This is a genomic window from Acinetobacter sp. WCHAc060033 (genome assembly GCF_004209125.1).
In the GTDB taxonomy this organism is placed as follows: Bacteria; Pseudomonadota; Gammaproteobacteria; order Pseudomonadales; family Moraxellaceae; genus Acinetobacter; species Acinetobacter wuhouensis.
The window spans coordinates 80,580-103,042 of the sequence record NZ_SGSW01000013.1; the positions used below are offsets into that span (position 1 = coordinate 80,580).

The 22,463-nt window shown below is 37.7% G+C and carries 20 protein-coding genes, 3 tRNA genes and 1 pseudogene; 9 read left to right on the plus strand and 15 right to left on the minus strand.

Features of this window, described 5'->3' with window-relative positions; translation table 11 throughout:
* The first annotated feature begins 100 nt into the window (after window positions 1-100).
* Window positions 101-1,435: a magnesium transporter gene (gene mgtE / locus EXE10_RS07860; protein WP_068975432.1), complete on the plus strand. Its 1,335-nt coding sequence runs from the start codon at window positions 101-103 to the stop codon at window positions 1,433-1,435.
* 26 nt (window positions 1,436-1,461) lie between these two features.
* Here the strand turns inward: mgtE and EXE10_RS07865 are convergent, their stop codons facing one another.
* Window positions 1,462-1,908: a DUF2726 domain-containing protein gene (locus EXE10_RS07865; RefSeq protein ID WP_130112978.1), complete on the minus strand. Its 447-nt coding sequence runs from the start codon at window positions 1,906-1,908 to the stop codon at window positions 1,462-1,464.
* Between the two features lie 62 nt (window positions 1,909-1,970).
* Window positions 1,971-2,046: transfer RNA gene (locus EXE10_RS07870), tRNA-Asn, on the minus strand.
* A 117-nt stretch (window positions 2,047-2,163) separates the two neighbouring features.
* Between EXE10_RS07870 and EXE10_RS07875 the strand changes: the two genes are divergently transcribed.
* Together EXE10_RS07875 and EXE10_RS07880 are read left to right on the plus strand one after the other, a co-directional pair.
* On the plus strand, window positions 2,164-2,532 hold the full coding sequence (locus tag EXE10_RS07875) for a hypothetical protein (RefSeq protein ID WP_130112979.1): 369 nt from the start codon (window positions 2,164-2,166) through the stop codon (window positions 2,530-2,532).
* Complete coding sequence (locus EXE10_RS07880; RefSeq protein ID WP_130112980.1) at window positions 2,486-2,749, plus strand: hypothetical protein; 264 nt, start codon at window positions 2,486-2,488, stop codon at window positions 2,747-2,749. The genes EXE10_RS07875 and EXE10_RS07880 overlap by 47 nt, the downstream gene beginning before the upstream one ends.
* A 57-nt stretch (window positions 2,750-2,806) precedes the next feature.
* On the opposite strand, the gene EXE10_RS07885 is transcribed toward EXE10_RS07880, so the two are convergent.
* The 6 genes from EXE10_RS07885 to EXE10_RS07910 all read right to left on the minus strand — a co-directional run bounded on the left by EXE10_RS07885 (window position 2,807) and on the right by EXE10_RS07910 (window position 6,191).
* A tRNA-Asn gene (locus EXE10_RS07885) sits at window positions 2,807-2,882 on the minus strand.
* Window positions 2,883-2,887: 5 nt separating this feature from the next.
* A tRNA-Asn gene (locus tag EXE10_RS07890) sits at window positions 2,888-2,963 on the minus strand.
* A gap of 74 nt (window positions 2,964-3,037) precedes the next feature.
* Window positions 3,038-3,697, minus strand: a complete 660-nt coding sequence (locus EXE10_RS07895) for a hypothetical protein (RefSeq protein WP_130112981.1) — start codon at window positions 3,695-3,697, stop codon at window positions 3,038-3,040.
* Between the two features lie 117 nt (window positions 3,698-3,814).
* Window positions 3,815-4,276, minus strand: a complete 462-nt coding sequence (locus EXE10_RS07900) for a hypothetical protein (RefSeq protein WP_130112982.1) — start codon at window positions 4,274-4,276, stop codon at window positions 3,815-3,817.
* Window positions 4,277-4,576: 300 nt separating this feature from the next.
* Window positions 4,577-5,203, minus strand: coding sequence for a superoxide dismutase (locus tag EXE10_RS07905; RefSeq protein WP_068975253.1), 627 nt, complete (start codon window positions 5,201-5,203; stop codon window positions 4,577-4,579).
* 229 nt (window positions 5,204-5,432) lie between these two features.
* Entirely contained in the window at window positions 5,433-6,191 is a 759-nt protein-coding gene (locus tag EXE10_RS07910; RefSeq protein ID WP_130112983.1) for a Nif3-like dinuclear metal center hexameric protein, read from the minus strand.
* A gap of 170 nt (window positions 6,192-6,361) precedes the next feature.
* Between EXE10_RS07910 and EXE10_RS07915 the strand changes: the two genes are divergently transcribed.
* Entirely contained in the window at window positions 6,362-7,537 is a 1,176-nt protein-coding gene (locus EXE10_RS07915) for a S1C family serine protease (RefSeq protein ID WP_068975251.1), read from the plus strand.
* Between the two features lie 866 nt (window positions 7,538-8,403).
* Here the strand turns inward: EXE10_RS07915 and EXE10_RS07920 are convergent.
* The 3 genes from EXE10_RS07920 to EXE10_RS07930 form a co-directional block, all read right to left on the minus strand.
* Window positions 8,404-9,390: a Tim44 domain-containing protein gene (locus EXE10_RS07920; RefSeq protein ID WP_130112984.1), complete on the minus strand. Its 987-nt coding sequence runs from the start codon at window positions 9,388-9,390 to the stop codon at window positions 8,404-8,406.
* Window positions 9,391-9,847: 457 nt separating this feature from the next.
* The gene (radA, locus tag EXE10_RS07925; protein ID WP_130112985.1) at window positions 9,848-11,236 is read right to left on the minus strand and encodes a DNA repair protein RadA; all 1,389 of its coding nucleotides are present in this window, start codon (window positions 11,234-11,236) and stop codon (window positions 9,848-9,850) included.
* 120 nt (window positions 11,237-11,356) lie between these two features.
* Window positions 11,357-12,712: an alanine/glycine:cation symporter family protein gene (locus EXE10_RS07930; RefSeq protein WP_068975248.1), complete on the minus strand. Its 1,356-nt coding sequence runs from the start codon at window positions 12,710-12,712 to the stop codon at window positions 11,357-11,359.
* 413 nt (window positions 12,713-13,125) lie between these two features.
* Between EXE10_RS07930 and EXE10_RS07935 the strand changes: the two genes are divergently transcribed.
* From EXE10_RS07935 to EXE10_RS07955, 5 genes are all read left to right on the plus strand, one after another.
* Window positions 13,126-14,529 (plus strand): amino acid permease, encoded by a 1,404-nt coding sequence (locus tag EXE10_RS07935; protein ID WP_130112986.1) that lies wholly within the window; start codon window positions 13,126-13,128, stop codon window positions 14,527-14,529.
* A 145-nt stretch (window positions 14,530-14,674) separates the two neighbouring features.
* Entirely contained in the window at window positions 14,675-14,917 is a 243-nt protein-coding gene (locus EXE10_RS07940) for a hypothetical protein (protein WP_130112987.1), read from the plus strand.
* Window positions 14,918-14,950: 33 nt separating this feature from the next.
* Window positions 14,951-16,195, plus strand: coding sequence for a diaminopimelate decarboxylase (lysA, locus tag EXE10_RS07945; RefSeq protein ID WP_130112988.1), 1,245 nt, complete (start codon window positions 14,951-14,953; stop codon window positions 16,193-16,195).
* A 13-nt stretch (window positions 16,196-16,208) separates the two neighbouring features.
* On the plus strand, window positions 16,209-17,054 hold the full coding sequence (dapF, locus tag EXE10_RS07950; protein WP_130112989.1) for a diaminopimelate epimerase: 846 nt from the start codon (window positions 16,209-16,211) through the stop codon (window positions 17,052-17,054).
* A gap of 148 nt (window positions 17,055-17,202) precedes the next feature.
* Window positions 17,203-17,628 carry a hypothetical protein gene (locus EXE10_RS07955; protein WP_130112990.1) on the plus strand — a complete coding sequence of 142 codons (426 nt, stop codon included), beginning with the start codon at window positions 17,203-17,205 and terminating at the stop codon, window positions 17,626-17,628.
* 211 nt (window positions 17,629-17,839) lie between these two features.
* On the opposite strand, the pseudogene EXE10_RS07960 reads toward EXE10_RS07955, so the two are convergent.
* The 4 genes and pseudogenes from EXE10_RS07960 to EXE10_RS07975 form a co-directional block, all read right to left on the minus strand.
* Window positions 17,840-18,219 (minus strand): annotated as a pseudogene (locus tag EXE10_RS07960) (VOC family protein).
* A 170-nt stretch (window positions 18,220-18,389) separates the two neighbouring features.
* Window positions 18,390-20,819 (minus strand): endopeptidase La, encoded by a 2,430-nt coding sequence (lon, locus tag EXE10_RS07965; protein ID WP_130112991.1) that lies wholly within the window; start codon window positions 20,817-20,819, stop codon window positions 18,390-18,392.
* Between the two features lie 135 nt (window positions 20,820-20,954).
* Window positions 20,955-21,551, minus strand: a complete 597-nt coding sequence (locus EXE10_RS07970; protein ID WP_130112992.1) for a 5-formyltetrahydrofolate cyclo-ligase — start codon at window positions 21,549-21,551, stop codon at window positions 20,955-20,957.
* 371 nt (window positions 21,552-21,922) lie between these two features.
* Complete coding sequence (locus tag EXE10_RS07975) at window positions 21,923-22,342, minus strand: hypothetical protein (protein ID WP_130112993.1); 420 nt, start codon at window positions 22,340-22,342, stop codon at window positions 21,923-21,925.
* Between the last annotated feature and the right edge of the window lie 121 nt (window positions 22,343-22,463).

Below are 22,463 nucleotides of genomic sequence, written 5' to 3' on the forward strand. Positions count from 1 at the left end.
ATTTGAATTGAATCTTTCATGATTCAATCCATAACGAACAAAAATTAAATTTTTGGCTTTTACGTTTTATGTAAATAGCACTTTGATTTTGGATGATTTTATGCAATTTTCTTTGGCATTTATAGCAGAAATAGAAAGCGCTATACAGAACCATCAATTTGAACTTATTCAAAATAAAATCAGTCAAATCAATGATGCTGATATTGCGAAATTATTATCCAATTTATCTCTAAATGAACAATTGACGCTGATTGAGTATCTCCCTAATGCAGCGTATATTTTTGAATTTTTATCGATAGAACAACAATTACAAATTGCTGAACATTTAAATACGCCATTGCTGGTAAAAATATTGTCTGAGATGCACTCAGACGATCGTACTGATTTGTTTAAACAACTGAATTACAAGCTACAACAGCAAGTGAGTCAGTATTTAAGCCCAGAAATTCAACAGGATATTTTACAACTCGCCAAGTATCCTGAGGAATCCGCGGGTGCGATCATGAGTTCAGATTATGTGGCTTTGCCACCAAATTTGAACATGGTAGAAGCGATTGAACAGATTAGAACGCAAGCCAAAGATCGTGAAACACTTTATTTGATTTATGTGATTGACCAAGATAAAAAGCTACTCGGTGTAGTTTCATTGCGACAAATCATTCTCGCAGAGCCTCAACAGAAAATTGTTGAAATAATGAGTCGTGATTTAATTGTTGGCTACAGTGACGAAGACCAAGAGAGCATTGCTGAAAAGCTCAGTTATTACGATTTTATCGCCTTGCCGATTGTCGATGAAAATAATCAACTATTGGGGATCGTGACTTATGATGATGCAATGGATATTGCCAAAGAAGAAGCCACAGAAGACTTTTTAAAATCAAGCGCAATGTCTTCAGGACATGTCAGTATCAAATCTGCTCCCATTCTATATTTATATCAAAAGCGTGTGTTTTGGTTGGTCATCTTAGTATTCGGTAGCTTGCTCTCAGGTTTTGGAATTGCACATTTTGAAGACATTATTTCTGCCAATATCGTGTTGGTTTTTTTCTTGCCTTTATTGGTTGGCAGTGGGGGAAATGCGGGTTCGCAGTCTGCTACTTTGATGGTACGAGCATTAGCCATCGGAGATGTAGAGCTAAAAGATTGGTTGTATTTGATCGGTCGTGAGAGTTTGGTTGGGCTCTGTTTAGGTGGAACAATGGCGCTTGCAGTTTCAGTGCTTGGCTATTTCCGAGGAGATGCGATGGTTGCTTTGGTTTTGGCAATCAGCATGATGGGCATTGTACTTTTGGGCTGTTTGATTGGTATGAGTTTGCCTTTTATTCTCAATCGCTTAAAACTCGATCCTGCAAGTGCTTCAGCACCTTTGGTCACATCAATCTGTGATGCAACAGGGGTGATCGTGTATTTGTGTATTGCTTCGTTGCTTTTATAAATTTACATATTCAAAACTTTAAAATTCTAAAGGATGTCTTTTCTTAAATCTCGACAACTCGGAATTTCTGTATAACGATAGACTTTGTAGCCAGCTTGATTCAACATTGCATCACGTTGAGCATCTTGTTGTTCTTTTCCTAGATGTGTGGGGTCATCTAACTCAATAATCGCGATCACTTCAAGTTGATGATCTAATAATACAAAATCATTCACTTTGCGATTAAATTTGGATCTGAGTTTGAAGTGTTCTGTATCAATCAATGCGCTAAAAGCAACTTGAGCAAGTACATGATGTTGCGGGAAAGCTTCATTCAAGCGTAAAAACATTTTCTGCTCAAAAGGGGTAATGACGGGTTTTGCAAAATAGTTTTTATTTCTAAATAAATGTTGACCGAAACAGGCGATTAGCAAAGCAAGTGTTGCAATACTACCTATAAAAAGGAATAAAGCCTGATGAGAATCAAAAGACATAAATAATCAACAAAAGATAGGCAAGAAAAAACCCACTGCGTAATGAGTGGGCTTTTAGAATTTGGCTCTCCAACCTGGGCTCGAACCAGGGACCTGCGGATTAACAGTCCGTCGCTCTACCGACTGAGCTATTGGAGAATCTGGAACGCATTTTAGGGATGAATTGGAGGTGGGTCAAGAAAAAATTGTTAAATTGATCATAAAAACGTATTATTTGCTAAATATTTGATCATTCATAAAAATAAAAGCATGCTTATGAAAATTCTTCTTCTTCCTTTATTTCTTGTTGCATTTATAAATTCATGCCAATGGCGTGCACATCCAGAAGATACTGCATCAAATGATTCTCAAAAAAAGAATCAAACACAGCATGTTGATAAACAGGATATTTGCCGAAAAGTTTTATTTGCACAATTGATTGATCAAAAGGAGTGGGCGGAGATTTATAAAGTTTTTCCGACCCCCAATCAAAAACCATTAAGTACACAAACAATTATTGAGTATATTCAAGGTGATTTTGAAGTGCATGATTCAATAGGTAAAGGTGTTATCGGTGTCCCTTTAGAGGGGGAATGCTGTGAATCTCAACTCTCAATATGCGACTGTAACCAAAGCAGGTGGTAATTACTTGATCACGTTAAAAGATGATCATCTTGAATATTTAATTCGACAAAACTTTGATGAATTTTCAACGCTACAATTTAAAAGTCCCTATGACACACAATTTCAAGATCTATGCGTAGATAGCCATATTCGCTATTTAGATACAATTAAACTCGTGTTCTTTCGGAGTGCAGCCAACATTTATATGTATGACCTAAAAGAAAGAGGCGATTTATAAAGATAAAAATATGCTGATAAAAAAAGCCCACTTTGCAATGAGTGGGCTTTTAGAATCTGGCTCTTCCACCTGGGCTCGAACCAGGGACCTGCGGATTAACAGTCCGTCGCTCTACCGACTGAGCTATGGAAGAATAGATGGCTCTCCAACCTGGGCTCGAACCAGGGACCTGCGGATTAACAGTCCGTCGCTCTACCGACTGAGCTATTGGAGAATCTGAAACGCATTCTATGGATGAAAGTCAAAGTGGTCAAGTATATTTATAACAAAAAAGCCTTAAATGTTTTTTTATTGTCCAGATTTGAAATATTTGCTTATATATTGATTATTTTTAAAATTTTCCAATTCTTTATTTGAGATAAGATGGTCATAGTGACTACTTCGATCACTGAGTTGTTGAATGGTTTCTATACGCTTTTTGGGTGTCATCCGAGCGATTGCAGTAAAAATTATCGCCATTTCTAAAATTTTTTGATTTCTAAATATGAACTGTGACGCTATGACTTGGTCTTTAACTTGAAAAGTCTTCCTTCTGAACATGTTTGTTTGTGCAATTTCATCTTTTAAATAGAGGGTGAGTTGGTAATCATGTCCCCATTTTATGCCACGGTGTTCTTGCTCGACTTTATTAAAATTGATTGAAGAAATTTGTTTGTAGGGAATACTGATATGTACGGTATACATTTGAATTTGGCAATATTCAGGCATGAAACAGACACGGGGACGACCATATCTGATAAGTAAGTAAAATAGGTAGAGTCCAAAACAGAAAAAGAAAACTAGTCCTAATACAGCAAAAATAAATCCGAAGGTTATATAGTCCGATGATTCGATAAATTTAAAGCATCCTATTTGGATTGTGATAATTGTAGAAAAGAACAGTAATAGTTTGAATGGATTGGCTTTTATGGTGTAAGTCGGGAGTAGTTTTTTATTCGGTATAGTCATGATTTAGTTCAAGTATAAATGCTTCAATAAAATATTTTAGAAGAACATCAATTTTCAATCTGTAAATAGGTGAATATTGATGAGTTGCTGTGTAAATGTAAAGTACATTGAATTGATTTATTTTCGGGCATTAAATTTTTTATTGAGTTTTTGATCGTATGTAAAGTTAGCAATATCTTTCTGATTGAGATAATCGGTGAATTTAAATTGTTTGTTGTTGAGCTTGTGGAAAATAGCAGGTCTACTTTTGGCTTTATTTTGACAAAGAATATAGAGCAACATCGCAGTTTCAAGAATTTGCTCATTGCTAATCAATAATCCTTGTTGAACTTGAAATATCGGCTCAGTTGTTGTCCTAGCAAAAATATCAACAACCTGTATAGGGTGAGCACTGTATAGAAATAATTTCCGTTCAGGTTCATAGGCTGTTATTCGATAATGGGTTTCGTGTCTTTCTAAATTGAAACTCGTCATATCAGCATATTTTATTTTGGCTTTACGGGTATATTGAATGACTTCAAAATCGTCTAAATTAAAAATAATACGCGGTGTTCTGTGTTGAATGATCATCCATAACATGTAGATGCTAAAGGGAAATACGATTAAAAGCACAATCACGACAATTATGAAAAGGGGCGTGATGTAGTCTGAAAATTCTAGAAATTTAAAACAAACAAATTGTAGTGCAATCATGCACATAAAAATAAAAGCGATACGTCCAAAACTGGCTTTAATCACGTAGGGTTGTAGAGTCATTATTATATGGTGTTCATTTTTATTGGGAAATTCTTTTTATATGTTAATAAAAAATCGCTCTATAAAAGAGCGATTTTTGTAAATAATTCAACTGATATTCAGTTGAGTCTTTTCAGACTGAAATTATTTTTCAACGCCAGCAGCTTGACCAGCATATTTAGCATTTGCATAGTCCCAGTTTACAAGGCTTTCAAGGAAAGTTTTGATGTAAGCTGGACGTGCATTACGGAAGTCGATGTAGTAAGCGTGTTCCCAAACGTCGATTGTTAATACTGCAACTTTACCGTGAGCAAGTGGAGTATCTGCATTTGAAGTTTTAAGGATAGAAAGTTCGCCATTTACTTTGTCAGCAACTAACCAAGCCCAACCTGAACCGAATTGAGTTGTTGCAGCAGCAGCAAATTCTTCAGCAAATTTTTCATAAGAACCGAAAGCTTCGTCGATTTTAGCAGCCAAAGCGCCAGTCGCAGCACCACCACCGTTTTTAGCCAAACAGTTCCAGTAGAATGTGTGGTTCCATACTTGAGCCGCGTTATTGAAAACACCTGCTTTAGAAGCATCGCCAGCAACAGCAACGATGATTTCTTCTAAAGTTTTACCTTCAAGGTCAGTACCTTTGATTAAGTTGTTTAAGTTAACAACATAAGTATTGTGGTGTTTGTCGTGGTGGAATTCTAAAGTTTCTTTGCTGATGTGAGGAGCAAGATCTTCGTAGCCGTATGGTAGCGCAGGTAAAGTAATGGTTGTCATGTTTTAAATTCCTTGCAATTTGCTGGGTTTTAAAATTAAGTGGCTTTATTGTAATGGATTCTATAAACAATTGTGCAGGATGTTAAATAACAATACACAATTTATTTCGATTAATTACGAATAAAGAAATTGTTAAAAATAAAATAACTAATTTCATGACCAATGCTGTTTATTTACATCAACATGTGTACCAAGCATTGGTCATTTAAACCTGATTACTGTAGCCGATTTAAATCGGGTTGTTTAATTCAAAATAACTATATTCTATATCGAATTTTTCGGCGATGGCTTGTCCGAGGCATTGCACACCAAAACGCTCAGTCGCATGATGACCACATGCATAATAGTGAACATCTAATTCTTTGGCTTCATAAAAAGTACGTTCGCTGACTTCACCTGAAATATAAGCATCACAATTCATTGCCGCAGCTTTACCAATAAAATCTTGCGCGCCACCCGTACAAAAGCCAACTTTTTGAATTGTTGTTTTTTCGGCAGGTAAATGAATCGCATCAAAATGTAGTTTTTCAGACACAAATTTTTTGAAATCTTCAGGTGACATGGCATTTTTTAAATAACCAATATTACCAATAGGATTGCGTTCGCTCGGATCAAGCGCTTCAATATTTTCTAATTCTAAGATTCTGGCAATTTCAGCGTTATTACCTAAAGTCGGGTGAGAGTCTAAAGGCAGGTGGTAGCCAACTAGAGAAATATCATTTTGAATTAAAGCCTTAATTCGTTTACCACGCATTCCTGTGATCGGGTAGGGTTCACCTTTCCAAAAATAGCCATGATGAACTAAAAGTAAATCTGCGTGTTGTGCAATGGCAGCATCTATCGCATCTTGTGAAGCCGTGACAGCACATAGGATTTTTTTGACTTCAGCTTTACCTTCGATTTGTAAACCATTTGGTGCATAGTCTTTAAATTCGTGTGATTTTAAGGTTTGATCACACCATTGAATAATATCTTTAAGTAAAGCCATGAATAACCTTCATTTAAATAATCTTATTTAAAACATCAAAACATACTTTGAATTGTAACTAAAGCTGAACAAAACTCTTAAGGATTTTTATGTTTCTTTATTGAATTGCTTTACAATATGTAAATTGCTTTTGCATCAACGAATTAAAAAATTCTTAGAGGAATAATAACGTGCGGCGTTCATTTACTTGGCTCCCTTGGATTCTACTGATACTGGTCATCATTTGTTTTGTGGTTTGGCAAAAAATTCAACAACCTAAAGCACCGATTGCTGCTGATGGTGTGAAAATGCCTGCTGAAAAAGTTGAACCTTTGGTCAATACATCTCGTACAGGCGGAGTAGTTTCCTATAGTGCCGCAGTAAAAGTGGCTGCACCCGCAGTTGTGAATATTTTTACAACGCAAAAAGTGAAACAAAACCACCCTTTACTCAATGATCCAGCGTTCCGTGAGTTTTTTGGCAATCAAATTCCAGAACAAAATAAAGGCTCTAATGAAAATAGCTTGGGTTCAGGTGTGATTGTACGACCTGATGGTTATATTTTAACGAATAATCATGTCATTGCTCAGGCAGATCAAATTGTTGTTGCTCTACGTGATGGTCGTCGTGCTGAAGCGAAAGTGATAGGTACTGACCCTGATACAGATCTTGCGGTGATTAAAATTGAATTGACCGAATTACCTGTTTTGCCATTTAAGTTGAGCGGAAATGAAGTCGGTGATGTTGTTTTAGCGATTGGTAATCCATTCGGTGTGGGGCAAACTGTAACGCAGGGGATTATTTCTGCGACTGGACGTTCTGATTTGGGTATCAATACGTATGAAGACTTTATCCAAACGGATGCAGCAATCAATCCAGGAAACTCAGGCGGTGCTTTAATCGATGTTGCAGGGAATTTGATCGGTGTAAATACCGCAATCTTCTCGCAATCAGGTGGTTCTTTGGGGATTGGTTTTGCCATTCCTGCCAAAATTTGCCAGCAAGTTTTAAACTCGATTTTGAAAGATGGTCGAGTGATCCGTGGTTGGATGGGGATTAGCTTAGTTCCTCCAACTCAAGAGGATGTTCTACAGCCTCGTCAAGCGGGTGTAGTCGTTGCTGATGTTTTGAAAAAAGGTCCAGCAGCTGAAGCGGGAATTAAAGTTGGTGATCGCATTGTGAAGGTCAATAATGAAGATATTACATCGACGTCGCATTTGATCAATTATGTTGCATTACAAGCACCAAATTCAACGATCCAAGTTGAAGTGGTTCGTGGTGAGCAAAAGGTCAATGTCGCTGTCAAAGTCGGTGAGCGTAAGGTACAAAGTACGGACTCTCAATACATTCCTTTACCACAGCGTTAAGTTTAAATGATGTACTTTAAGCTCTGATCATTCAGGGCTTTTTTATTGCCATAAAATATTTGTCTTTTCTTATTTAAACCTTAGAGCTTAGATCAGTTGAGTTATATCGGTATTGATGAGATGAAAGATTGAGTTTGAGAGTAATACCATACGATTAAAGTTAGATCATATAAATGAAAGGTTTGCACAGACTCGACATACATTGAAAAGTTTAGATTGCTTTGTGTAGTCGATGCCTCACTTTTGAAGGATGAGGAATGTATTCCGCAAGGTGACAAAAATCCTTTGTTGGACATGAGAAGCGAGGCTTCGCAAGATCTCCTATCTTCGGAGTATACTCCTCATATCCAACGGCGACATCCATGTCGCCTCGCGATAGCATCACCACGTTTAAAGTAATTGGTGCAAAAAAGCAAAAGAGGCTAATTTATATAAAGTTAATTTAACGGATTGGTATAATTATTGATTTTTATTAGGGCGTGTTGACATTTGCTGTATTAATTTTAATCTCAGATAAAAATCATTTTTAATACCAATAGTTTAGGAATGATATTTTTAATAGAGTACTTGCAGTAAAATAATGATTTTTTATATAAAATTCATGTGGTTACTGTCCAAATATCAACAGGCCCTAGATAAATTAATTCAGCTATTCATTCCATAATAATCAACACGACTATCAAAGGAATATTTAAGGAAAGAACGATCAATGTTCTCATTTTTAAATCTATGCCGTACAAAAAATCTGTGTGGGTAATTTTGTTCAATTTGTACTGGCTAAGATATTATGTCGCTTATAAAGATTTTAAGATTGCCATAAAAAAACCAGTGACGAATCACTGGTTTCTGTTATTTATTGCTAAAAATTAAGCTTGTTGAATACCTGCAACTAACCAATCTTGGCTAGAACCCGCCGGTTTAACAAAGTGCCAAATTTCAGCAAATGGTGTAGGTTGGCTATTCAGATCTTCACTTACAGTACCTGTAAAGCGAACACTTACCACATATTGACCATTTTCAGTTGCGCTATCAGCCACCATTGCATTTAAGTTTGAGAACTCAGCAACGTCTTGATCTTGATTTTCCATAATGTCGTTATACATAGACTGGTAAAGATCAGGGGTTAAGTAGCGTTGAATTTCTGCAATGTTGCTTGCAGAGTTCATTGACTGAATGTGGTTGAAACGTTGACGCGCAATACGTAAGAAAGCAGCAGGTTCAGTTCCATCAGGAAGTTGATTACCACTTTGTGTAGATGCTGCGCCAAACGGTGCTTGTGTCACTGTACCGCCATTCACTGACTGACCAAAAATATTGGTATTGTCATTTGACGTACGTGCAGTGTTGTTTTGACCAAATGGCGCAGATGTTGGACCTGAACTATTTGGTGCATAAGGATTATTACCCGCTAATTTTTTTTTAGCACCGAATTTACGGAACAAGAAGAATGCAGCACCTGCGATCAGGATTAACCAAATCCAACTTGGAATACCACCTTTTTGCTCTTCTTGTTGAGCTGCTTGCTGTTTTGCTAACTCTGCATCATTGGTTTGCGTCGCATTATGATCATCAGCCATTGCATTGGCAGCAATTGCACCCACTGCCGCACCAGCAACACCAGCCGCAACCATTTTACCTACACCCGAACCAGACTTTTGTTGACCCGTTTGAGCAGGCATTGGCTGTTGAGCAGGCGTAGCTTGTCGCGGTTGAGAATAAGACTGACTTGAACTCGAAGAACGGCTCATGCCATGGCTTTTACCGCCACCTGCACGTTTTGCTTCAGCGAGCGGTGCTACAGCCAAAGTTGCCATCAAAATACCGGCGATCAAGCCGCGCTGTCGAACTTCCATTGAAATTACCTATTTTAAAATATGTTTATGAATAGAACAGCATTGTTATGCTATTTCATATCTCTATTTATGCAGTCTTTTACAGAGAATTTCAATGTTTTTGAGATTTATTTGCGCATATATTCACATAAAAATAACGAATATCTTTTTGAAACAGAAGCCTTAGCAGTTTTGTATTAATTAATTGAAAATCCTGAAAAAGTATAAATTTAGAGCATATTTATCATATCATTAAATTGATAGCCCTATTTCATGATTTTGTTTATTAATTCAGCTAAGAATTCTCATAGATTCAATTCGCTTCTAAATGTGTTCTTAATTCAGCGTTTTAAATATTCAAACAAAAATATTTTTAAAATAGCCTAAGCAGCTCAACGTATTGCTGGTACACAATACGTTTTATCGTGAAAGGTAAACGCAATCTAAGATTTGATGATTTGAAGATAGGTATTCAACCTTATCCAACTTCATCACTGAGTTGCATCGCTTCAGTTAACGCTTCGTGTAGCCGTGCCACAGCAATGATTTGTACACCTGCGATTGGCTTTTGTGGTGCATTACCACGAGGTACAATGATGTATTTAAATCCATGTTTGATGGCTTCTTTTAAGCGTTCTTGACCATTTGGCACAGGGCGTATCTCACCAGATAAGCCAACTTCTCCAAAAACAGCCAGTTGTTGTGGTAAAGCCTTGGAACGCAAACTTGACGCACAAGCGAGCAGGACAGCAAGATCTGAACCAGTTTCCGTGATTTTTAAGCCACCCACGACATTGACATAAACATCTTGTCCAGAAGTTTGTACGCCACCATGACGATGCATCACTGCCAAGAGCATATTTAAACGGTTTTGTTCTAAACCAAGTGCAACACGGCGTGGTTGTCCATGCGCATCATCCACGAGGGCTTGAACCTCAACCAAAAGCGGTCGAGTGCCTTCACGGCTGATCATGACAACAGAGCCAGGAATGGCTTCATCATAACGACTGAGAAATATTGCTGAGGGGTTGGCAACTTCTTTGAGCCCTTTATCGGTCATACCGAAGACACCGAGCTCATTGACAGCACCAAAGCGGTTTTTAACCGCGCGGATCATACGATAACGTGAATCAGATTGACCTTCAAAATACAATACACAATCGACCATGTGTTCTAAAACACGTGGACCTGCGAGCGAACCTTCTTTAGTGACATGACCAACAATGAATAACGCTGTACCACTATTTTTGGCAAATCGTGTGAGTAGAGCAGCAGATTCACGGATTTGAGAAACACCACCTGGCGCAGATTGTAAAGTTTCGGTATATAAAGTTTGAATAGAATCGAGAATTGCAACAGCAGGGCGAAGTTGCGCTAAAGTTTCACAAATACGCTCCACACACGTTTCAGCCATGACTTGTAATTTATCAGTAGGTAAATCTAAACGATTGGCACGTAAAGCCACTTGAGAAAGTGATTCTTCACCAGTGACATAGAGTGCAGAACTATTGGCAGCCGCCATATGGGTTGCTGTTTGTAGCAGAATGGTTGATTTACCAATCCCTGGATCACCACCAATTAGAACCACTGAACCTGTCACTAAACCACCACCGAGGACACGGTCAAATTCACTAATCCCTGTACCAAGTCGTGTTTCATTTGATACTGTGATTTGATTGAGTAGAGTGACATTGGCAGCTTGTCCCGCATAGCCACCGCCCATAGGTTTTGCACGGTGGCTGACAACAGGTTCAATTTTAACTTCAGTCAAACAGTTCCATTCACCACAGTCTGAACATTGACCTGCCCATTTGGAATGGTCTGTACCACATTGTTCACAACGATAAACAGTTTTGACTTTAGCCATATGATTAAAAATTCAAGTGTAAGTGAGTGAAATGACTATACATCAATCTAAATTGTAGATGCCAATAATATAAAAAAGGACGACTAATATTGTCGTCCTATTTAAAGAAGTTGAATAATTTTAGTACAGTTCACCTGATTTACGACGAGCTAGGAAGTCTTTGGTTTCTTTGACAATAACACCAGAAAGTAACAACAGTGCAATCAAGTTTGGAATTGCCATTAAGCCATTAAAGGTATCGGCAAATAACCAGACTAAATCAAGTGTAGCTACTGTTCCAATAAATACGGTTGCAATATAGATAATGCGGTAGATTAAAACGAATTTTTCGCCCAACAGATACGTCGCACATTTTTCACCATAATAACACCAACCCAAAATCGTTGAATAAGCGAAGAAAATAATACCAAAAGTTACAACCCATCCTCCAACACCTGGTAATAAGCGATCAAAAATATGCGTAGTGAGGACAGCACCTGTTTCAGTACCAAAAGTGTTCCCCGCAACGATGTAACCCATGACCAAAACAATACCTGTAATCGAACAGACAATGATGGTGTCAATGAATGTCCCTGTCATTGAAACTAAACCTTGACGTACAGGATGATCGGTTTTTGCTGCTGCTGCTGCAATTGGCGCAGAACCCATACCTGCTTCATTCGAGAATACGCCACGTGCAACACCGTAACGAATCACTGCACCGATTGCACCACCGGCAACGGCTTGCCCTGTAAATGCATCGACAAAGATCAATTTAAGTGCAGGAAGTACAAGTTCAAGATTGGTCAAAATAATTGCTAAACCACCTAAAACATAGCCAATCGCCATGATTGGAACGATGAAAGATGATGCTTTAGCAATGGATTTGATACCCCCAAGAATAACTAGGGCTGAGAACAGTGTGATAATGACACCTGTAATCCACGTTTCAACACCTAAACTATTCTGCACCGCAAGTGCGACGGTGTTGGACTGTACTGAGCTTCCGATTCCGAAAGAGGCAATCGTACCAAACAATGCAAATAGTATCGCGAGCCATTTCCATTTGAGTCCACGTTCAATGTAGTACATTGGACCGCCAGATTTTTGCCCATTTTCATTGGTAACACGGTATTTAACAGCTAAAACGCCTTCACCATATTTGGTTGCCATGCCCACTAAGGCTGTCATCCACATCCAAAAAACTGCACCAGGTCCTCCGAGCACACATGCAGTTGCAACACCGGCAATGTTACCTGTACCAATCGTTGCTGATAATGCGGTCATTAACGCACTGAATTGAGAAATATCTCCATCATTAGATTTGGCTTTATCATGTTTGCCAAACACTTGTTTGAAGGCAAAAGGTAAAAGTCTGAATTGTAAAAACATGAGACGTAGCGTGAGGAACACACCTGTACCAACGAGGAGTACAAGCATATAAGGTCCCCAGACCCAACCACTTAAGGTTTCCATTAACGATTGAATATTTTGCATAGTACCTTCTTTTTATGTTTCCGTTTTGCATACAAGTTGCTGATTAAATAAGCAATTGTTATGCCATCCTTGGGTTTTTGTGATTTTACAAAAATGCCAACTTTAAAAAAAAAGCTTGCATAATGTTCAGTTTAAATTTTTAGCGCTATTGTTTTTTTCAATCTGTTTCTTTTTTGACATAGATTTAATTGACTTACAAGTTCTATGTGCAAATTATTAAATTTTTTTTTAATTATTGATTTTTAGTAAAATTAATAAAAACTGACTATTGAATGCCGAAGCTGATGAGAAGTTCAAATACATTAAGCTAGACTTTTGATTTAGATGAATAAACGTACAGTCTGAAAAAAATTTGTATTTTTTGTATAAATTCAGCTAATTTGTGCAGATGAATTGCTTAAGCTGAACTAAAAATGTCAAACGGAAATTACTCATCCTCAAATGAAAGTGGGGAACTCGCACGGAGCTTATCAAATCGCCATCTGCAATTGATTGCGATTGGTGGTGCGATTGGTACAGGATTATTTATGGGTTCAGGCAAGACCATTAGTCTTGCAGGACCATCAATCTTATTTATTTACATGATCATCGGTTTGATGGTGTTCTTCGTGATGCGCGCGCTTGGCGAATTACTACTTTCAAACTTGCAATATAAATCATTCATTGATTTTTCAACTGATTTGATCGGCCCATGGGCGGGCTATTTTGTGGGTTGGACCTATTGGTTGTGTTGGATCACCATTGGTATTGCAGATTTATCCGCGATTATTTATTACTTACAGTTCTTTAATAATGGTGTCGCCTTCACGCCGACTGAAGGGGCAATGATCAGTGTTGCAGCTATTTTCTTTATTATGGGCTTAAACCTTGTCACAGTAAAACTGTTCGGCGAACTTGAGTTTTGGTTTGCTTTGATCAAAATTATTGCCATTGTTGTATTGATTTTAGTTGGTCTGTGGATGATCTTTACTGGATTTACTTCAGCATCAACAGGTCAGGTGGCATCATTTACCCATCTTTGGGATCATGGTGGGATGTTCCCGAAAGGATTTGAGGGCTTCTTGGCTGGTTTCCAAATTGCAATTTTCGCCTTTGTAGGTGTTGAATTGGTGGGTACAACGGCAGCTGAAACAAAAGATCCTGAAAAAAATCTCCCTAAAGCAGTGAACTCGATTCCAATTCGTATCATTTTCTTCTATGTATTGGCACTTGTGATCGTAATGTCAGTAACACCATGGGATACAATTGATCCGAAAGTTAGCCCATTTGTAAACTTATTCAGTCAAGCGGGTATTGCTGCTGCTGCTATTATCATGAACTTGGTGGTACTTTCATCAGTCATGTCTTCTATGAATAGTGGCGTATTCTCTACAAGTCGTATGTTGTTTGGTCTTTCTCGTGAAGAACAAGGTCCAAAAGCTTTTGGTCTGTTGAATAAGCGTGCTGTACCTGCAAATGCATTGTACTTTTCAGGTGTGTGTTTACTCGGTGGTGCTGCATTACAGTACTTTGTACCTGATACGGTAAGAGCATTTACTTTAGCAACGACACTTTCAACCATTCTGTTCATTTTGGTATGGATTATTATTTTATGGAGTTATCTGGTGTATTACAAAACACGTCCAGAGCTTCATGCAAAATCAATCTTTAAATTACCAGGTGGCCCGATTACCTGTTATGTCGTGATTGCATTCTTCATTGGTACCATTGGTATTCTTGCACTTGAGACAGATACGCGTGAATCATTGATGGTTAGCCCGATCTGGTTGATTATCCTTGCAATTGGTTATTTCTGTTTCTATAAGAAAAAACAGTAATTAACCAATTCAGAGATTCTCATAAGAAAACGTCAGTGAATTACTGGCGTTTTTTTTATTCTCATTTTAATCTTTAACCTTTCTGCTTTGGTCTATATTTTAGATTCAAGGTATACTGACGAAAATTTTGGAAATAGGTGAACAAATGCGTTTTGCAATTTGTAGCATCACTTTAGTTTTAGCGAGTACGGGATTGATCGGATGTGGTCAGTCAGGTGAATTGCAGTTAGCCAATAGCCCAGACTATGACAAACGTGCCAAGTATTTGCTCTATTCAAATGAAAGCAAAACTGCGCAATCGGGTGAAAAGCAAGCTGAGAAAAAAGTCACAGATCAGCTTACTTCACCAGATCAAACAGGGTCAGCTTCACAAGCGAATTCAAACTAAACCTAATTACACTTTCAATGAAAGGATACATTCATGAGTTTTTCCCGCATTAATGGGGTATTGCATGCAGAGCAATGTTCTCTAGATCAACTTGCAATGCAATATGGCACACCACTTTATGTTTATTCAAAAGCAACTTTTGAAAAGCATTATTTAGATATGGATAAGGCTTTTAGCTTTATTGATCATCAAATTTGCTTTGCGGTGAAGTCAAACTCTAATCTTGCGGTATTGAATGTATTGGCAAAATTAGGTTCGGGTTTCGATATCGTAACAGGTGGCGAGCTTGCACGTGTACTTGCTGCAGGTGGCGAGCCATCAAAAATTGTATTTTCTGGCTTGGGCAAACAAGAAGCAGATATCCAAAAAGCCTTAGAAGTTGGAATTGCATGCTTCAATGTTGAATCTTATGCAGAATTGGATCGTATTCAAAAAGTTGCTGCACAGCTTGGTAAAAAAGCCCCAATTTCTTTGCGTGTAAATCCAGATGTGGATGCTAAAACTCACCCATATATTTCAACAGGTTTGAAAGAAAATAAATTCGGTATTCCATCAGATTCAGTGTTTGAAACTTATCAATATGCTGCATCTTTACCTAACTTAGATGTGGTGGGAATTGACTGTCATATCGGTTCGCAATTGACTGAAACACAGCCTTTTGTCGATGCACTGGATCGCATCATCGCGATGATCGATAAACTCAAAGAACTCGGTATCAATCTAAAACACATCGACATCGGTGGTGGTTTAGGTGTGACGTATAAAGATGAAGTACCACCAACAGTGGTTGAATATGCTGAATCTATGCGTCCCGCTTTAGAAAAATTAGGTTTGAAAGTTTATATGGAGCCAGGTCGTAGTATTTCTGCCAATGCAGGTGTATTAGTGACCAAAGTTGATTTACTGAAACCAACCAATCATCGTAATTTTGCGATTATTGATGCTGCGATGAATGACATGATTCGCCCATCGTTGTATCAGGCGTGGATGGATATTCAAGAAGTAAATCTACGTACAGATGTTGAAAAACAGACTTGGGACATCGTGGGTGCAATTTGTGAAACGGGTGACTTCCTTGGTAAAGAGCGTGAGCTTGCGATCAAAGAAAATGACAATCTTGCACTATTAGGTGCAGGCGCGTATGGTTTTGTGATGAGTTCAAACTATAACAGCCGTGGTCGTGCTGCTGAAGTGATGGTCGATGGAGCTCAATCTCATTTAATCCGTAAGCGTGAAACGATTGAATCACTTTGGGAAAATGAAAGTTTATTGCCTTAAGGAGTCATTTTAGATGTTATTAGAATTCACCAAAATGCATGGTCTAGGCAATGACTTCATGGTGGTTGATCTGATCAGTCAACGTGCTTTTTTTGATGTGATGACTATTCGACGTTTAGCCGATCGTCATTTTGGTATTGGTTTTGATCAACTTTTAATTGTTGAACCACCTGATTTTCCAAATGTAGATTTTAAATATCGTATTTTCAATGCAGATGGTTCGGAAGTAGAGCAGTGTGGTAATGGTGTACGTTGCTTTGCTCGCTTTGTTTATGAACGTCAATTGACCAATAAAAAGCGTTTTAAAGTGCAAACGTGTGCAGGGATTGTTGAGCCTGAATTAGGTGAAAATGGTTGGGTTCGTGTCAACATGGGACAACCTAAATTTTTACCGAAAGAGATTCCTTTCATTGCTGAAGAAGCAGATGCCTTGTATGACATTGCTTTGGCGGATAATGAGCAACTGACTATTGATGTGGTGAATATGGGCAATCCGCATGCTGTGACTGTAGTTCCAGATGTGCTGACTGCTGATGTAGCAAAAATTGGTCCACAAGTTGAATCACACGAACGTTTTCCACAACGGGTCAATGCTGGCTTTATGCAAATCATTGATGAAAAGCATGCGCGCCTACGTGTGTTTGAACGTGGTGTGGGCGAAACGATGGCGTGTGGTACAGGTGCATGTGCAGCAGCTGTTTCAGGTATGCGCCGTGGTTTGCTGGCGAATAACGTTGAGATTGAACTTGCAGGCGGTAAATTGCAAATTGAATGGAAAGAAGGCGATGTGGTGTGGATGACAGGTCCAACGGCAACGGTTTATGAAGGTCGTTTAGATCTACGTTATTTCCAAAGTTGATTGATTCAAAATTTTTAGTAATGTTCTTTAAGCCCTGAAATTATTTCGGGGCTTTTTGACATAAAAAGACTTCATTTTTAGTTCAACTTTGTTCAAGATAAATATGACAACTTTTTAAAAATGATTTATAAAAAATAGGACAATAAAAATGGCGATAGATCGTATCGATTGGCATGCTGAATCAGCAGAGCAAGCGGGTTTTCCCTATGAAAATGGCGGAACACATATTGGAATTTACCTAGCGTGGATCATCAATAAGCATTTGGAAGGTGAGTTTCACCAAGAAGAAAGTGAGGATGAGATCGCACAAGTTCTTGCACGGAAAATGACAGGGCGTGAATTTTTAATTCAGATGTGTGATGAAAAGTTTTGCGAAGAGGATTTAAATGAAGAGGGTTTTGCTTTTACCCAAGCCTACTATGAAAGCAATGAATATTTCAAAGACTATGATGCAACTCTCGTACATGCTAAAGGTCTAGAAAATACCTATGCTATTGATGATACGTGGAAGAATTATGATCTTATGGCGCCCGTCATTAGTGAAAAATATCAGCAATGGCGAGTAAAGCAATAAATTGATTGTCATGATATTTGTGATTTAAAAGGAAGCATAAAAAAACACAGCCCATAATCGTTGAACTGTGTTCGAACAATCATCTGTCTGGAGTTCAGTTGATTGTTCATTAACTGCAAACTACAGCATTGGTGTATAATTTATAAATGAGGATTAATCTTGCACTTTCAAGTGGTCTGTGGGTTAAGCTGCATATTTTGAAAGATTTGGCTTATTTCATTGAGTGAATACCAAACATATTTCCTTCTGTATCAATACCTAAAACAATAGTCCATGTTCTCCAATAGACATTTTAGTTCGGTGAATTTTTCCACCAGCGCTTTCTATTCGAGCTTGCTCAATTGCGCAATCATCACTGTTAAAATAGACAATTGTGCTGTTACCACCAGCGAGAACTCCTTCCATTTTGACTAGCGCACCAGTTGCTCCATAAAGTTGCATATCAAAAGGAAAATGTTTCATTTGTATGTCTTGAGAAGAATCAGGATTATGAAAATCAGTCAGTTTAATATTCAAAACCGTTTCATAAAATATTCTAGCTCTTTGTAAATCATTGACATAAATCTCAAACCAACAGACTGGATTTATCATTGTGATGTTCCTCATCTTGATTTTATGATTTGGATAATTTTTAAACTTTATCATGATGAGCTTATGACAAACTTAAGCGACAAAGATAGATATTTTGTAAATGTAATTTTGTTTTGTTCAATTTAAATAAAAAAAGAACGCCGAAGCGTTCTCTTTTTTAGTGATTTAGATTAATGGCGTGCAGCTTTTTTGCCTTCATCTACTGCTTTTACAATCGGTGCTTTAACCAAAGGTTTAGGTTGTTCGATTAGTGCAAGTGGAAGAATCTCATCAATACTTTTCACTGCTTTAATTTCCAAACCATCTTTGACATTTTGAGGAATTTCAGTCAAGTCACGGACGTTTTCTTGTGGGATAAACACCAGTTTAACGCCACCACGATGTGCTGCTAAAAGTTTCTCTTTCAAGCCACCAATACGCATTGCTCGACCACTTAGACTTGTTTCACCTGTCATTGCAATATCAGGACGAATTGCAATTTTAGTGAACGCAGAAACAAGGGCTAAAGTCAGTGCTAAACCAGCCGATGGGCCATCTTTTGGAGTTGCACCTTCAGGTAAATGCACATGTACATCAGTTTCTTCAAAACGTGATGCTTCGATCCCCAACTCATCTGCACGGGTACGAACAACCGTCATTGCAGCAGTAATTGACTCTTTCATCACGTCACCAAGTGAACCTGTGGTAATGAATTTACCTTTACCAGGAACAGCAGCAACTTCAATCGTCAATAACTCGCCACCAACAGATGTCCAAGCCAAGCCATTAACACGACCCACTTGAGCTTCTTCTTCTGCCATACCGTAGTCAAACTTATGAACACCTAAATAATCAGGTAAGTTCTCAGCAGTCACATCAATATGTAAGTTTTTGGCTTTCTTACTGACAGACTCTTTCACCACTTTACGTGCAATTTTAGACACTTCACGTTCAAGACTACGTACGCCTGCTTCACGCGTATAACGACGCACGATGTCACGAATTGCTTCTTCATGCACAGTCAGTTCTTTAGCACGTAAACCATTGTTCTTGATTGCTTTCGGAACAAGGTAACGGTCTGCAATATTGACTTTTTCATCTTCGGTATAACCAGGCAGACGAATCACTTCCATACGGTCAAGCAATGCTTCAGGAATATTCATACTGTTTGCAGTACAGATAAACATCACTTCAGACAGGTCAAGATCAAGATCTAAATAATGATCATTGAACTTATTATTTTGGGATGGATCAAGTACTTCAAGCAGAGCAGAAGCTGGATCGCCACGATAGTCTTGTGCCATTTTGTCAATTTCGTCGAGTAAGAACAGTGGATTCTTCACTCCGACTTTTGTCAAAGATTGCACGATTTTACCTGGCATCGCACCGATATAGGTACGACGGTGACCACGAATTTCCGCTTCATCACGCACACCACCGAGTGCCATACGGACAAATTCACGACCTGTTGCTTTGGCAATGGATTCACCGAGTGAAGTTTTACCTACACCTGGAGGACCAACTAGACACAAGATTGGACCACGAAGCTTTTTCACGCGAGACTGAACAGCAAGGTATTCAACAATACGTTCTTTGACTTCGTCCAAACCATAATGGTCTGCGTCTAAAATTTCTTGTGCTTTTGCCAAGTTAATGCTGACTTTGCTCGCTTTATTCCAAGGTGTATCTAAGATCACCTCTAAATAGTTACGAACCACAGCCGCTTCACTTGAGGCAGGTTGCATTGCTTTTAATTTACGGAATTCAGCTTCTGCCTTTTTACGCACGTGTTCAGGTAAATCAGCTTCTGCTAAACGCTTTTCAATTTCAGCAACATCATCTTCCGCACCGCCATTCATGTCGGAAAGTTCACGTTGAATCACTTTCATCTTTTCATTGAGGAAGTATTCGCGTTGATTCTTTTCCATTTGGCGTTTTACAGAATCATGCAAAGTTTGCTCAATCTGTTGTTCTTCAGATTGTTGCAATAAATAAGTCATAAGTTCTTGTAAATGTGCTTCAAACTCATCGTGTTCTAAGAATTTTTGTTTTACATCTATATTCAAAGGTACACGCGTTGCAACGAAGAACAATAATTGCAATAAATCATCAATTTTATTGGCAGCAGCAATCAATTCACGTGCATTACGTAATTTTGCCTCTGCGTATTGTGAAAATAAGGCACGTAATTCTTCAACACGTGTTGCTTGTGTATCTTGATCTACAGATACGGTCATCGGGCTCAATGCGTGTTCAGCAGACAGGTATTCATCATTGTCAATGATTTCAACCAGCTTAGAACGATGTAAGCCTTCAATTAATACTTTTATGCAGTTTTCATCATTCTCATGATTCACAACTTGTACAATCTTAGCGACAGTACCATATTGATATAAATTGTCGTGATCAATTTCTTCTGTAAGCGAATCTTTTTGCGCAACTACAAATACTAAATTGTCACTGTTACGAGCCACATCAACTGCATTAATCGATTTTTCACGACCCACAAATAACGCAATTTGCATGTGCGGATAAACCACCACATCACGTAGCGCTAAAAGCGGTAATACACTTGGAACCTGTGGCTCTAAGTTTTCTTGATTCATAATAATCTCAGACATGGGCACTCCTAATGAGTGACAACGGTGTTGCCATGTTTTTTATAGTGATGTGTATTTATAAAATTACAAGGGCTTTGCTTAATAAAAAAAATAAAAAAACGCAAATGTATGATTAATAAATGAAGCTAGCGGTATTTATTGACTGAAATGACGCTTAAAGCGATAGCTTTTAGACGGTGTGATCAATCCATCTAAAGCTTGATCCCAAGGGGTGCGCTTTAATTCAATGTCTAATTTTTGAAAATCATGTGCTAAACCGAGCCGATATGGACGATGCAAAGCGGAGGCGAGAGTACGATCATAAAAACCACCGCCCATGCCCATCCGTGCACCTTTATCATCACAGGCAAGTAAAGGCATAACAACAAGATCTAAAATAGAAATATGTAATCCTCTACTTGCGATTGGTTCAAGCATGCCTAGTGGATGGCGAGAGAACAAGTGGTTATGAAATTGATGTTTTGAAACTCTGACCCACCGCAAGGTTTTATTCATATTACAAATCAAGGGCAAATAAACTTGTTTACCATGTTGAAAACAAAATTCAATGAGAAGTCGTGTTCTGACTTCACCAAAAGCATCTAGATAAACCCCCACTTTTTTTGCGTATTGTAATTGTGAATGCTTTAAAAACTGTTTTAAGCACTGCTGCTCAATGTTTCTTTGTTGAAGTGGTGTTAATGATCGTCTTTGCTTTCTGATCATTTTGCGTAATTCAGTGTTTTGATTCATAAGGTTTGAAGAAAAATAAAACCATATACAGTATACAGATGAATAATTCTTTTTCATGGAAATAAGAAATCAGCTCCCTTTTTTAGCCACTTTTATTGAAAGCTGATGACTACATAACCATTCGACTCTATAGATGTGGTTTAAAATTAATTGGATAAAATGTTAACTGCATCACTATATTGTTTGAATAATGCCTAAAAATAACTTTGTTTGAATTTAAGATAATACTTTTTAAATTAAATATACTAAATTAGTCGGGATTTAAAATAGAGTAAATATACTAAAAATAAATATAAAGTAATTATTAGTTAATATTTTATAAATATAATAAATTTTAGCCTGATTTGACATTAAATCAGGCTAAAAATTAACTATGATTTTTTATTGATAATAAAAGGCTTTCCTTCATGATCTACTGATAATATAAGGTTAACATTTGGTAACTGTTCGCTAATATTAATTTTAGTGTGAAACACTTGACATTGTTCTTTGCAGTTTTTAACCGTTAGTTCATATTCATTCGGTTTTAGGTAATAGGTCGTAGTATTGTTGATATAAAAATCACCAGCTTTAAAATCATCAATATAGAATTTTATAGGGCATTTTTGATCATCGGCTTTGTCATCTTCACACAAGCGTTCGTCTCGTTGAACTTGAAGGGGGAGTGTGTTTAACTCTTTATTATTAAATAATAAATTGTCTGGTTTATCAAATTTTGATTGAGATGAAATAGTTGAGCAAGCAGCTAAACTAGCTACCATACTTAGACATAACAGGCTGCGTTTGATCATAGGAAGTTCCTGTAGAATAAATTAAAAATTGTTTAAGTAATTTTTACCAAAGGGATAAAAATACTAATTTGACCTAATATATAACATTGTACAAAAAATATCGCTCTGATAATATACTTTA

Coding starts and splice junctions, on each gene's coding strand:
- EXE10_RS07910 (WP_130112983.1), bottom strand. CDS start 6,191: ATGGCTTTACTTAAAGATATTATTCAATGGTGTGATCAAACCTTAAAA.
- lon (WP_130112991.1), bottom strand. CDS start 20,819: ATGTCTGAGATTATTATGAATCAAGAAAACTTAGAGCCACAGGTTCCA.
- EXE10_RS07900 (WP_130112982.1), bottom strand. CDS start 4,276: ATGTTATGGATGATCATTCAACACAGAACACCGCGTATTATTTTTAAT.
- radA (WP_130112985.1), bottom strand. CDS start 11,236: ATGGCTAAAGTCAAAACTGTTTATCGTTGTGAACAATGTGGTACAGAC.
- EXE10_RS07930 (WP_068975248.1), bottom strand. CDS start 12,712: ATGCAAAATATTCAATCGTTAATGGAAACCTTAAGTGGTTGGGTCTGG.
- EXE10_RS07970 (WP_130112992.1), bottom strand. CDS start 21,551: ATGAATCAAAACACTGAATTACGCAAAATGATCAGAAAGCAAAGACGA.
- EXE10_RS07865 (WP_130112978.1), bottom strand. CDS start 1,908: ATGTCTTTTGATTCTCATCAGGCTTTATTCCTTTTTATAGGTAGTATT.
- EXE10_RS07940 (WP_130112987.1), top strand. CDS start 14,675: ATGCGTTTTGCAATTTGTAGCATCACTTTAGTTTTAGCGAGTACGGGA.
- EXE10_RS07875 (WP_130112979.1), top strand. CDS start 2,164: ATGAAAATTCTTCTTCTTCCTTTATTTCTTGTTGCATTTATAAATTCA.
- lysA (WP_130112988.1), top strand. CDS start 14,951: ATGAGTTTTTCCCGCATTAATGGGGTATTGCATGCAGAGCAATGTTCT.
- EXE10_RS07920 (WP_130112984.1), bottom strand. CDS start 9,390: ATGGAAGTTCGACAGCGCGGCTTGATCGCCGGTATTTTGATGGCAACT.
- EXE10_RS07935 (WP_130112986.1), top strand. CDS start 13,126: ATGTCAAACGGAAATTACTCATCCTCAAATGAAAGTGGGGAACTCGCA.
- mgtE (WP_068975432.1), top strand. CDS start 101: ATGCAATTTTCTTTGGCATTTATAGCAGAAATAGAAAGCGCTATACAG.
- EXE10_RS07955 (WP_130112990.1), top strand. CDS start 17,203: ATGGCGATAGATCGTATCGATTGGCATGCTGAATCAGCAGAGCAAGCG.
- EXE10_RS07975 (WP_130112993.1), bottom strand. CDS start 22,342: ATGATCAAACGCAGCCTGTTATGTCTAAGTATGGTAGCTAGTTTAGCT.
- EXE10_RS07895 (WP_130112981.1), bottom strand. CDS start 3,697: ATGACTATACCGAATAAAAAACTACTCCCGACTTACACCATAAAAGCC.
- EXE10_RS07905 (WP_068975253.1), bottom strand. CDS start 5,203: ATGACAACCATTACTTTACCTGCGCTACCATACGGCTACGAAGATCTT.
- dapF (WP_130112989.1), top strand. CDS start 16,209: ATGTTATTAGAATTCACCAAAATGCATGGTCTAGGCAATGACTTCATG.